This window comes from Arcticibacter sp. (genome assembly GCF_045629565.1).
Classification (GTDB): Bacteria; Bacteroidota; Bacteroidia; order Sphingobacteriales; family Sphingobacteriaceae; genus Arcticibacter.
Genome location: NZ_JAZQRL010000122.1, coordinates 1 through 13,216 on the forward strand (window position 1 = coordinate 1; position 13,216 = coordinate 13,216).

At 46.2% G+C, this 13,216-nt stretch carries 6 protein-coding genes; 4 read left to right on the plus strand and 2 right to left on the minus strand.

Features of this window, described 5'->3' with window-relative positions; all coding sequences use genetic code 11:
* Positions 1-269: 269 nt before the first annotated feature.
* Both ACKI5J_RS16590 and ACKI5J_RS16595 read right to left on the minus strand, forming a co-directional pair.
* Complete coding sequence (locus ACKI5J_RS16590; protein WP_407430605.1) at positions 270-2,672, minus strand: TonB-dependent receptor plug domain-containing protein; 2,403 nt, start codon at positions 2,670-2,672, stop codon at positions 270-272.
* Positions 2,673-2,746: 74 nt separating this feature from the next.
* The gene (locus ACKI5J_RS16595; protein WP_407430606.1) at positions 2,747-3,313 is read right to left on the minus strand and encodes a hypothetical protein; all 567 of its coding nucleotides are present in this window, start codon (positions 3,311-3,313) and stop codon (positions 2,747-2,749) included.
* A gap of 444 nt (positions 3,314-3,757) precedes the next feature.
* Here ACKI5J_RS16595 and ACKI5J_RS16600 point away from each other — a divergent pair, with 444 nt between their 5' ends.
* From ACKI5J_RS16600 to ACKI5J_RS16615, 4 genes are all read left to right on the plus strand, one after another.
* Entirely contained in the window at positions 3,758-6,778 is a 3,021-nt protein-coding gene (locus tag ACKI5J_RS16600; RefSeq protein ID WP_407430607.1) for a SusC/RagA family TonB-linked outer membrane protein, read from the plus strand.
* Between the two features lie 67 nt (positions 6,779-6,845).
* A complete protein-coding gene (locus ACKI5J_RS16605; protein WP_407430608.1) occupies positions 6,846-8,282 on the plus strand; it encodes a RagB/SusD family nutrient uptake outer membrane protein in 1,437 nt (478 codons plus the stop codon).
* A gap of 27 nt (positions 8,283-8,309) precedes the next feature.
* Positions 8,310-11,393: a WD40/YVTN/BNR-like repeat-containing protein gene (locus tag ACKI5J_RS16610; protein ID WP_407430609.1), complete on the plus strand. Its 3,084-nt coding sequence runs from the start codon at positions 8,310-8,312 to the stop codon at positions 11,391-11,393.
* 44 nt (positions 11,394-11,437) lie between these two features.
* On the plus strand, positions 11,438-13,216 hold a 1,779-nt coding region (locus ACKI5J_RS16615), incomplete at its 3' end, for a WD40/YVTN/BNR-like repeat-containing protein (RefSeq protein WP_407430610.1).

Below are 13,216 nucleotides of genomic sequence, written 5' to 3' on the forward strand. Positions count from 1 at the left end.
CCATGGAAGAATTAGGAAGATTCGGTAAGCCGGGATATGAGAATATCTATGAGGAGAGTTTTAAGAAACGCCCGAAGCAACTGGCGGCGAAGCCGGATTGCCGAAATCTTTCGGAGTATGTGTAGTAGATTCTAAATACAAGAATACATATTAATTGAAATTTAAGGAAGGTTAATAGATTTTAGCTCCTGTAACTCCAGATCAGAAACAGCTAAATCGAATCGGGAAAGCGGGCGTTCATTTAAGATACGCCCGCTTGAGATAAGTTGCTAAAATGAAGCCCGTAATGAAATTATTAAGTTCCTGCCAGCCGAAACGATTCCTGATGAATATGGACGATATCTTCTGTCTGTGACGTTCTCCATACCGGTATTAACCATTAAATTGTTTGTTAGCTGATACAGAACTTTAAAGTTCAAAGTAAGAAACGATGGCGTGTACGGATTGCCGTCAGCATCAATTGCATACATGTAGGTTTTCTCTCGCTCGGAGGGGGCAAGATTTGCGAAACTCACTTCTCCGCTGTATTGGGCATAGATGTCTGCCTTGAACTTGCTCCAGGTGTAGGTAAGATGCGATGTCCCGAACCAGGGGGCAGTATGGCGTAAAGGTGCTTGGTCTCCATTATCCAGTTCTTCTTTGCCTTTTTGATAGTTAAATCGGGAATTCAGTCCAAATCCGGCGCGCAGCTTGATTTCGACCCCTGCCTGGACACCGAAGACGTAGGCATAAGCCGCGTTTTGAATCGCCTGAACCTGACTTTCTTCACCATCATAAATGATCGTACCCGCCCCGTTCAAGGTAAAGTCCCTGCGGACCAGAGCGTCCTGCAAATAGGTATAATATCCGGTTGCGTCTATTTTGACCCTATCACCGAAAGTTTTTGCTACGCCCGCGTCTATGTTGTAGGCATATTCAGATTTAAGGCCGGGATTTGGTACAACCACAGAACCAGGTGTTGACTCGAACACTTTCCCGATATCATCAATGTTTGGTGAACGGAAGCCGGTAGCCAGATTCGTAGTGATTTGCCAGGAAAGAGCCGGGTTGTAGACTAAACCGGCACTCGCAGTTAGAGCACCCTGATTTACTTGGGCATTTGTAAATGGAAACGGTAAAAAATCGTCATTAAACTCAGCGTCTAATTTGAAGTGGTTATACCTGGCTCCAAATTGTAGATGGAGTTTTTTGGAAGTTTTGTGCTTATACGTGATAAAAGCAGCATATGAGCCCCAGCTCGAATCGTCAGGATAACGTGAAACGCTGTTTTCCGCTGTGCCGTCTGTGATGTTTTGCCTGCTTCCGTAAGAATTGACCTGGTTATAGATAATTTCTGCGCCATAGGTGATCGTGTTTTTCTCATCGATTGATTTTTCAAAATCGATATTTAACGCGAATGCATTCACTTTTTCAATGTTATTGGTCCGGAACGCGTTACTGAAATTTCGGTCATGCCGGCTTTCTTTGAAGAACTGGTGAGATAAACCGATCCGCATATTGTCGTACAGCCTGTGTTGTTCTGTATTGGTTACGCTGAAGTTATTCATCAGCCATTCCTGAGGCCCGTAATACCATTCCGACGAACGCAAATTCCCGTTTCTGTACCTGAGCAGGTTATCGTATCTCGGGTTGTCTGAACTTGCAGAATAATGGATGCCGTAATTGAAAGTCCAGTTTTCGTTTGGTATAAACCTGATTTTCTCCATCAGGTTAATTTGATTAAATGCTGTCGGAACCTGCTTTTCAGGGTCGCCATTGGTAACGCGCGTATCGATGCCGTTAATCACCTCTGCATATTCGGGTCGTAAATACTCCGCCGGTCCATGTGATCCCATTTTCAGATCACCATAGTCGCTGTAGGTGACGCTCGTTACAAAACCCCATTTTTTTAATCCGATATTGAAGTCAACATGACCGGTTTTTTCTGAGTTCGCAGTAGAATATCTGGTAAGGGCGTTACCGGTGAAAATGACCTCGCCTGAACCAGAGTTGTTTGCGCTCAATGTGCTGAAGTTCATTACCCCGCCAATCGCGTCGCTTCCGTACATTACCGATCCGGGTCCGAACAGCACCTCAACGTTTTCTGTCGCGAGTGCATCCATGGAAATGACGTTCTGTAAGTTCCCGCTTCTGAAAATGGCGTTATTCATCCTTACTCCATCCACCGTCAGCAGAACACGGTTAGTTGCAAAGCCTCTTATCATCGGGCTTCCGCCGCTCATCTGGCTTTTTTGGATATATACCTCTCCGGATTGCCCTAATAGGTCGGCCGTAGTTTGCGGATTCTGAAAGACGATCTCGGTCTTAGTTATAGTACTGATCTTATTGGGAACATCCCGCTTCGATTGGTTCCATCTGGAAGCAGAAATAACCACGTCATCCAATGAAAATTCGCTCTCGTCCAGATAGACGAGAAACTGTTGTTCCGCGACCTGGCTACCGGTCAGCTTTAAAGTTCTATAGCCGGGACTATGAATGCTGATTGATTTCCGGTCAATGTCTGCGATTGTAACCTGACCTCTTGCGTCAGCAGATATGGCCTTTTCCGAATTGCTTACTCTGATCAATGCCGTTGTTACCGGCTGCCTGGTCAGTTTATCTTTTATCGTTAATACCTGCGCTTCTAATGATAGTGAAATCAGCGCGAACAGGCATGTGGTGAATAATCTCATGTGTATTGGTTTTACTTACGGTTTGGATGTAGTTATCCTGTATTCTGCATGAAATGCAAAATTCAAGTAGTAATTTAATCTGCAGACATGGCAAGTTTTGGTGGAGGGCTGGGGGGAGTAAAGGACAGATCTGAATTTTTTTTAATACGGATGCTATTTACCGTAACAGCGTCTTTGACCGGCAGAATCAAGGTGAGTTCAGTTGTATGTATAAACAGAAGCTTTAAGAAAGCTTTCATTATGTCGTCAGGATTTTTACCCTCTTGCGACGATGTTCGTCGTTTTTCTTCTTCAAATGCTTTTTCTAAGGCTGTTTCATCCTTGTCCCAAACACACCAATACCAGGTTGTGTCTTGATGTCTTTCAGATTTGACAACATCAAACATATTTCCTTTAAACTTGAATTCATTTTCTTCGGTTTGTTCAAATAGCCCGGGGTTTAGCTTTTCGCTAAGGGGGATCTTAAGCAACACCAGTCGACTTTCATTTATCCCATCCTCCATGTACGTCCTGATGTTCTTATGAATAGTGCTCTGTCGTAGCTTAAATAAGAAGTATGTACCTGTAACCGGCAGCGAAAATATCACGAGAAAAAATGCCGGTGCTAGTCTTCTCGTAATATCGAAAGCAGTTACATTCATGTAAGACGTATTTGAACTTAAAAATTGCGAAATATCTAATCGCTAAGTGACTTTTTTGTTAAAAATACCTATAAAAGCTTTTTGATTTACCATTTATTCATGGTATTTCCGCCTATAATGAGAATTTATTCAAGTGAGTTCTGTAAAAACTGGTTATTTCAGATGTTTTTGTTTGAATGGGTTAAAAAATAGCCTGTTTTCCTTGTTATTTTACTTCTATTTCATACAAGAGCAGGAATATTTATTGAATACTCAAAAGTGTTCGGTAAATATTAAAAAAAACACAAAATTGCAAGTAAATAAGTATCCGATATTTTCAAAGTTTCTATCCGTCTCTAATGACTTTGAAAAATACAGAGGAGAAGAGCTCCCGAGGTTGAAGATGTTCCTGGCTTAAGCATAAGCTCTTATGAAATTGAATCGTAACAAACTTGACGTATAAATATGGAAAAACTTACCAAACCCTTAATGCTCTTTTTGCTGTGTTCGCTGGCATTTCTTAACAGTGTTAAAGCTCAGGAACGAACGGTATCCGGCGTAGTTACCGCCAAGGATGATGGAGCAACACTGCCGGGTGTTAGTGTTATTTGGAAAGGCTCAAAGATCGGTACGATAACGGGCCTCGACGGATCTTTCAAGATCAAAGTAGCTTCCAATAGTGCTGTGCTCTTGTTTTCATATATCGGTTTTACCACCGTTGAGGTGGCTGTAGGTAGCCAAAGTAATTTAACAGTGAAACTTGCTGCTTCTTCAAATGTGATGAACGAGGTGGTAATCACAGGTTATGGCTCCCAGAACAGAAAAACAATCACGAGTGCCCAGACATCTGTCAGGGCAGAAGAGATTGAAAACGTTCCGGCCTCCAGCTCAGATCAGCTATTGCAGGGTAGAGCGTCAGGTGTTCAGGTGTCATCGAACTCCGGCACACCGGGTGGGGGTGTTTCTGTCCGCATCCGTGGTACATCATCTATCAATGCGTCCAGCGAACCCCTTTATGTTATCGATGGTATTCCTGTTCAGTCAAGTAATCTGTCGGGGCTCGCTGTTGGGGGAGGGACGACGAACCCGATGGCTGATATCAACCCTGCGGATATCTTGTCGATGGAAATTCTTAAAGACGCTTCTGCTACAGCGATTTACGGGGCACGTGCGGCAAACGGGGTCGTCTTAATCACAACAAAGAGGGGATCGAATAAAAAGGCAACAATAAGCATCGGAACCTACTACGGTAACCAGGAGATCAGCAAAACTCCGCCCATAACAAACGGCACTCAGTTTGAAACGTTGATGAACGAGGTTTTCGCCAACGCCTGGACAGATCGATATGGCTCTATTGACGCCACCAATCCGTCAGGAGTGGGTTACGTACCTAACTATGCTGACCCGGCGGGTACCTTGAATACCAACTGGTACGATCCGATACTTCGGGTAGGCGCGCTTAGGAATGTTGATCTTTCCATCAGTGGTGGAAGTGAACGCGTCCAGTACATGATCTCCGGAAATGACTTTCTACAGGAAGGGGTTTTGAAGAGGTCAGACTTTAAACGGAATACCGGACGGGTGAATCTCGACTTTACACCCATACAGAAGTTGAAGATGGGTACCAGTGTTCTCTATTCACACAATTCAAGAGGCAGGCTGAGAAATGACGATAATATCTCAGGAGGTCTCGAGGGTACTTATTTCTACCCACCAAACATGCCAATCTACAATGCGGATGGATCATACTTTAAAATAGCCACCTTCGAAAATCCGCTTGCAGCTATTAACGAAAGCTCAATTTCCATGTTAACTAACCGCTTTTTGGGTACGGTATACGGGGAATACGAGTTTTTTCCCGGCCTGCGCCTAAGGTCTTCCTACAGCTTTGACTATAGTAACGCTGAAGAAAGCGTGTTTGATAATTCTAAAACCAACAATGGTTCCGCGGTAAACGGAAGTGCGCAGGCGCTGTCCACCAATAATACAAACTGGATCCAGGAAAACATTTTAAGTTATCAGTTCCGATTGGAAAAAAGTTCGTTCAATGTTCTGATAGGAAATTCTACTCAGCGTTCCCAAACTGACTTCTCTTCTATCACCGGAACAGGCTTTCCTTCTGATGCATTTACCCAGATTACTTCTGCTGCTACCCTCAGGGCCGGAAGCTCAACCAGTACATCTTACGGTTTATCAGGTATATTCTCCCGCATAAACTACGACTATAATAAGAAATATCTGATAACAGCCAACATCAGACGCGATGGTTCATCAAGATTCGGCAAGGATAACCGGTGGGGAACATTCCCTTCGGTTGGCTTGGGATGGGTTCTTTCTGAAGAAAACTTTATGAAAGATTCCAGGGTATTTAGCACCCTGAAATTCAGGGCTAGCTATGGTATTACCGGAAACCAAAGCGGTATCACAGACTTTCAGTCAAGAGGTCTGTGGTCTTCAGGAGCCTATGTCGACGCACCCGGCATAGCTCCTTTACAAATGGTTAATCCAAACCTGAAATGGGAAACCACAAACCAGACAGATATAGGTATTGATTTCGCCATTCTTAACGACAAGGTTAACGTCACGGCAGATTATTACCACAAAAAAACCAAAGATCTTCTCTTAGCTGTATCCATTCCGAGAACATCCGGCTTTGACACCTACACACAGAACTTTGGTGAGATGGAGAATAAAGGATTTGAGATTGGCATAACCGCCGACATTATCGAAAGTGAAAAAGGCTTCAACTGGAACGCTAATTTCAATATCGCAACGAATAAAAACAAGATACTGAAACTCGCCGCTCCTTTCAATGTGTACAACCGCGATTTGTATCGTTACGAAGAGGGTGCTGAGATGTACTCGTTCTATCTGCACCCGCAAACGGGCGTTGACCCACAGACAGGAAATATTCAGTTTGAAGACGTGAACGGCGACGGAGAGTTTGATTCCAACAACGACCGTCGTATCGTTGGTACCGCAAACCCTGATTTCTTCGGAGGTATTACCAATAGTATGAATTTCAAAGGAATAGATCTGTCGTTCTTCTTCCAATACTCTTATGGTAACGACCAGTTAAACTGGAACCGTTTTTTCCAGGAGCATGGCGGCACACGCAGTACAAACTTTACGCTGAGCCAGCTCGACAGGTGGACCGCGCCCGGTCAGAATACGATGATTCCGCGTATGACATCTCAAAACTATGCATCCGATCTTCGCCCGTCCCGTTTCCTGGAAGATGGTTCTTACATGAGGTTAAAGAACATAACCCTCGGATATAAATTGCCAGCCAGCCTGGCTAAGAAACTGAGAATGTCCTCGGCGAGAATATATGTGTCAGGTCAGAATCTCTGGACGATTACCGATTACACCGGTTTAGATCCTGAATTAACAGGAACAGCATCAAACGCGCTAACGCAGGGGATAGAGTTTTACACCATGCCGCAACCAAAAACCTATATGGCGGGCATAAATGTGAGTTTCTAATTTCTCTTAAACCATTGCAGTCATGAAACATGATATAACATTTCCAGCACACAAAAATAGTTGCAATATGAAGCGAACTGCTTTTAAGCTAAACAACCATTTCTTCAAAGCCTCTTTCTTGGGCTTGACTATCCTGCTCGGTAGCTGTACGAAAGTACTAGACCAGGAACCGAAAAACGAAGTCGAAACAGATATCGTATTGGCGGATGCAAAGGGTGCGGCAGCTGCAGTAACGGGCTTGTACAACCAGTTGCAGGACGGTAGTTATTACGGAAGGAACTTTCAGATAATCAGCGATGTTTCATCCGAACAGGCACAAAGTATCGGTACCTGGGATTTTTACCGTGAAATGGATACCTATCAACTCTCCACCGGGAACACTGAAGTTGGTAATTTTTACTCCCGAGGGTTTAAAACGATTTATGTCGCGAATACCATCCTGGATCAGGTTCCCGGAATCTCAGGGATCGCTGATGCCAGTAAGAACACGATGCTCGGTCAGGCATACTTTGTAAGGGCGCTGGCTTATTTTGATCTGGTCAGGGTTTTCGGGGGTATACCGGGAGTAGTAGGAACTTTAGGTATGCCCATGGTAACAGCTGTCTCCGAGCCGGGTGTGATAGATAGCCCCCCGCGTGCTTCCTTGACGGATACCTATAATCAGATTGAGGCAGACTTACTTCAGTCCCTTACTTTGCTTCCTGAAGCAAATACCCTGCCTGCTGTCAGTGCCAGATTCACGGCAACCAAAGCGGGTGCAAGAGCATTGTTGTCAAGATTATATTTGTATCTGGGTAGATATCAAGACGTAATAACTTATTCAGACCTCGTGATCAATGACCCCTTTTACGCGCTTAATCCTAGTTATGCCGACATATTCGCAAGCAAAGGTACTTCAGAATCCATATTTGAACTGAACTACGGATCGGTAGACCGCAGTGGAATGCGTAACTGGTATTATCCAACATCTGCCGGTGGTCGGGGTGACCTCGCTTCACACAGCAGCTTCGTACAGCAAGCAAAAGCAGATGCAAATGACGACAGAGGCAAAATGTTTGCCATGACCACGCCTACCAGTGGGTTATACTATCCCACCAAATACGGTAAAGCCGGCGACATCGATAATTTCCATATCCTCCGGATATCGGAGATGTTTCTCAACCGGGCCGAAGCCAAAGCACGAATTGGTGTTGATCTCGAAGGGGCGCTTGCTGATATGAACATCGTCAGAACAAGGGCTAAAGCTGCAGCGCTTAATCCACTGGGTCAGCAAGCTATCCTCACAGCTATCTGGGATGAGCAGCAATTGGAATTCGCGTATGAAGGGCATAGCTATTTCGATATTATCCGAAGTGGCAGAGCGCTAACGAGCTTCGTCAACATGCCGAGGCTTAATTCCCCGAATTCGATTACCCTGACGGAAATTGATAGGGTGGTATTCCCGATCCCCCTGTTCGAAGTCAATGCAAACCCCAATATCGAACAAAACGAAGCTTATAAATAATACCTATTTCAGCCTAAAACAATTTATATGAACAAAAAGAAAATCATACAGGCTATTGCCATGCTGGGAGTATCTTTCGGCATCTCAACGCTTCAGTTACAGGCGCAGCAGATCGATGCTTCTGTACAGGACAACATGTTTAAAGGGATGACCTGGCGTAATATAGGTCCTAACCGGGGTGGGCGCTCTTTAGCCGCAGCCGGCAGTTCCAAACGCAAGCTTGAGTACTATTTCGGAGCTGTAGGTGGCGGTCTATGGAAAACCGTTGATGGCGGTTTTAACTGGAAACCCGTTACAGACCAACAGATCAGCAGTTCATCAGTCGGTGCAATCGGCATCTCTGAAACGAACCCTGATATTGTTTATATCGGGATGGGTGAAACCGAATTCAGGGGAAATATTATGCAGGGCGATGGTGTTTATAAATCTTCAGACGGCGGTAAAACCTGGAAAAGTGTTGGGTTAACCAATACTCAGTCGATATCACGGGTCAGGGTTCATCCTACCAATCCTGACATCGTATATGTTTCGGCGCTTGGTCATGCCTTCGGAAAGAATGAAGAACGGGGTGTATTCAAAACCACTGATGGCGGAACTACCTGGAAAAAGGTCTTATACAAAGGTGATGCTGCCGGTGCAGCAGATCTGGTTATAGACCCGAATAACCCGGAAACGGTCTATGCCTCCATCTGGCAGGTGTACAGAACCCCCTACAAGATGTGGGGCGGCGGAGGTGAATCCGGCCTGTTCAAAACTACAGATGGTGGAGCAACGTGGACAGAGTTAACCAAAAAGCCGGGAATGCCGGTAGGAACGGTTGGTAAGATCGGTGTGGTGGTATCTCCTGCGGATTCCAAACGCGTCTGGGCTATCGTGGAGTCAGACAAAGGCGGTCTTTATCGTTCTGACGATGCGGGAATGAGCTGGAAGTTGGTGAACGACGAAAGGAAACTGCGTCAGCGTGCCTTTTACTATTCGCGTATAGTAGCGGATCCAAAAGATAAAGACGTGATCTACGGGTTGAATGTAGGGTTCTTTAAGTCGAAAGATGGCGGTGTGACCTTCGATCAGACCATTACCGTGCCTCATGGTGATAACCATGATCTTTGGATTGATCCGCAGGATCCTATGAGGATGGTACAAGCAAATGACGGTGGCGGTACGGTATCAACAAACGGAGGCCTTGCCTGGACAGATGAAGATTTCCCGACGGCCCAGTTATACCATATTACGGTGACAACTGATTTCCCTTACCACGTTGCCGGTGCTCAGCAGGATAATTCAACGATCGCAGTTCCCAGTGAAGGTTGGGGACACATGATCACCAAAAGCAATTCGACCAAACGCGGATTAGGATACGCCTACGCCGTGGGTGGTGGCGAAAGCGGTTACATCGCCCAGGACCCGAAGAATCCTGATATATTCTACGCAGGGAGTCAGGGTGCTTTGTTGACACGTATCAACCGGGCTACAGGCCAGACCCGGGATGTGCAGGTTTATCCGCGTTTCTTCTCAGGAGAGGAAGCCAAGACCTTGCCTGAACGCTGGCAGTGGACATTTCCTATTGTTTTTTCTCCAATCGACCCTAACCGCTTGTATACCTGTTCGCAGCACGTGTGGATGACGACGAACGAAGGACAAAGCTGGGAAAAGATAAGTCCGGATTTGACTTATGCGGACACAGCCACCCTGGGTACCAGCGGCGGTGTCATAACCAGGGACATGAATGGTCCGGAGATTTACGCCACAGTGTTCGCGCTGGCACCTTCATACCATGATGTAAATACCATCTGGGCAGGATCTGACGACGGTAAGATTCATATCACCACAGACCACGGTAAAAACTGGGTTGATATTACACCGAAGGACCTGCCAAAAGATTCACGTGTTTCAATTATCGACGCATCCCGACATAAAGCAGGCACCGCTTATGTAGCAGTGAAAAGATATCAGATGGACGACAGAACTCCCTACATCTTTAAAACAGATGATTATGGTAAAACCTGGAAAAAGATCATCAGCGGAATACGCGGCGACGATTATGTGCATACTGTTCGCGAAGACCTGGTTCGCCCCGGATTGCTGTATGCCGGAACGGAGCATGGCGTTTATGTATCCTTCAACGACGGAGATTCGTGGCAATCCTTACGCTTAAATCTCCCAGACACACAAATAGCGGATCTTATCGTAACCGAAAAAGATGTGGTTATTGGTACGCACGGCCGGTCGATCTATGTTTTGGACGATGTGGCACCGATAAGGGAATACAAGCCCGAGATCGCCAATGCGGATGTGCATCTTTTCCAGCCCTACTATGCGGTAAGAAGAGTCCAGAACGGGGTTTTTCAATATTACCTGGGTAAAGATGAAGAAAAGCTTAAAATAGAAATTATCAGTCCAGAGGGAAAATTAGTGCGGTCTTTCGATGGCATAAAAGCAAAGCCGAAGACAGGCGATGATTCAAGCGACGAAGAAGGGTATGTAGCCAGCACACAGGGTTCGCCGACGATGGCCAAGGGGCTTAACGAATTTGAGTGGGACCTGCGGTACGCTCCGGCCACCTCCTTTGAGGGTATGATTATCTGGGGAGCGCGCCCTAAAATGGGGCCGTTGGCGCCTCCGGGAATGTACCAGATAAAATTAACTGCAGGCGGTAAGACTATGTCACAACCATTCGAAATTCGCCTGGACCCACGTCTGAAAGGTGTAACGGTAGGCGATGTTCAGGAGCAGTTTAAGCTTGCGCTTGAATTACGCGACAAAACATCCAAAGCGAACGAAGCTGTTATTAAGATCCGCGATATCAAACAAAAGATGCAAAAAGCGAAAGCAAGCGATCCCAAAATCCTGGCCCAGCTTAGCGAGATAGAGGAAAACCTGTATCAGGTAAAAAATCAAAGCTCGCAGGATCCCCTGAACTTCCCTATAAAGTTAAACAACCGTTTTGCATCCTTATGGAGAAGCGTCGAGACGGGAGATGCAAAGCCCACCGACGGTTCATACAAGGTTTCGAAGGAGCTTACCCTTGAACTGGAAAAGCACATTGCAGACCTTAACAAGCTGATGAAAGATAAAAAGGTGGCAAAATTTGCCGGTCGCACGGTGCTATAGTCCTTTAACCCACGAGAGGTCTCATATTTACGAATAACTATTAAATGAAAAGAAATAGCTTTATTACAGTAATTGGTATTATAGCAAGTGTTTGCAGCGCTTCAGTAAATCATGTAGCTGCCCAGATCACGAGCCCGGATACTTCATTGAAATACTTTAACGGCATGAAGTATAGAAATGTAGGTCCGGCCCGTGGCGGGCGGTCATTAGCGATCGCAGGCTCGGCAAGCAGAAAAAACGAGTACTATTTCGGTGCCGTTGGCGGAGGGCTATGGAAAACTACAGACGGTGGCTTGACATGGAAGCCTGTTACCGATGGGCAGCTTAAAAGCTCCTCGGTCGGTGCTATCGGTATATCTGCTTCAAATCCCGACATTATTTACATCGGGATGGGCGAATCGGAATTCAGAGGTAATATCATGCAGGGCGACGGTATCTACAAATCTGTGGACGCCGGAAAAACCTGGAAAAACGTCGGCTTAACAAATACGCAAACCGTATCGAGAGTTCGGGTTCATCCAACCAACCCGGATGTTGTTTACGTTTCGGTGCTGGGTCATGCTTTTGGGCCGAATGAAGAAAGAGGTGTGTTCAAAACAACAGATGGAGGTGCGACCTGGAAGAAGGTGCTCTATAAGAGCGATAAAGCAGGAGCGGCCGACTTAATTTTAGATCCCAATAACCCGGAAGTAATTTATGCGTCGATCTGGGAGGTGTACCGTACGCCATGGAAAATGTGGGGCGGGGGCGGAGCCTCTGGGTTATTTAAGTCAGCCGACGGCGGAAATACCTGGACGGAGCTGACCCGGAAGCCGGGAATGCCAAAGGCACCTGTGGGCAAAATAGGGGTGACCGTATCGCCCGTAGATTCCAAAAGGGTCTGGGCGGTTGTGGAAGCGCATGACGGAGGTGTTTTCAGGTCTGACGATGCTGGTATGACCTGGAAACAAACCAACGCAGACCGTAAGCTCATTCAGCGTGCGTTCTACTACAACCGGATTTATGCTGATCCGAAAGATAGAGAAGGCGTTTATGTGCTGAACGTGGGGTTTTTCAAGTCGAGTGACGGAGGCGTTAAGTTTAATAAATCCATAAAAGTTCCCCATGGCGACAACCACGATCTGTGGATCGACCCCGCCGATCCGATGCGGATGGCTCAGGCGAACGACGGGGGAGGAACGATCTCCCTGAATGGCGGACAAACCTGGACAGATGAGGATTTTCCGACTGCGCAGTTGTATCACATCATGGCTACCAACGATTTTCCATACCAGGTTGCGGGGGCGCAGCAAGATAATTCTACGATCGTTGTCCCCAGTGAAGGCTGGAACCACATGGTTGCACGAACAAACTCCAACAAGAATATTCCCTATTCATATGCAGTAGGAGGAGGAGAAAGTGGCTATATCGCTCAGGATCCGAAGAACCCGGATATTTTCTATGCAGGCAGCTATTCCAATATGCTGACACGTATCAATCGTGTAACCGGCGAAAGACGTGAGGTAGAACCCTATCCGCGTTATTTTATGGGTGAAGCGGCTAAGACGCTTCCCGAGCGGGTGCATTGGACCTTTCCGATAGTGTTTTCGCCGGTAGATTCTAATCGCCTGTATGTATGTTCCCAGCACGTTTGGGTAACCAGCAATGAAGGGCAGACCTGGGAGAAGATCAGTCCTGACCTGACCTACGCCGATACCACTACAATGGGAGAAAGCGGAGGTGTAATTACCAGGGATATGAGCGGTCCCGAGTTGTATTCCACAGTGTATGCGCTGGCTCCTTCCTTTCATGATGTGAACACCATCTGGGCCGGTTCTGATGAC

Bases quoted from the DNA above. Each gene is read 5' to 3' on its own strand.
- ACKI5J_RS16595 (WP_407430606.1), bottom strand. From the start codon at position 3,313: ATGAATGTAACTGCTTTCGATATTACGAGAAGACTAGCACCGGCATTT.
- ACKI5J_RS16605 (WP_407430608.1), top strand. From the start codon at position 6,846: ATGAAGCGAACTGCTTTTAAGCTAAACAACCATTTCTTCAAAGCCTCT.
- ACKI5J_RS16590 (WP_407430605.1), bottom strand. From the start codon at position 2,672: ATGAGATTATTCACCACATGCCTGTTCGCGCTGATTTCACTATCATTA.
- ACKI5J_RS16600 (WP_407430607.1), top strand. From the start codon at position 3,758: ATGGAAAAACTTACCAAACCCTTAATGCTCTTTTTGCTGTGTTCGCTG.
- ACKI5J_RS16610 (WP_407430609.1), top strand. From the start codon at position 8,310: ATGAACAAAAAGAAAATCATACAGGCTATTGCCATGCTGGGAGTATCT.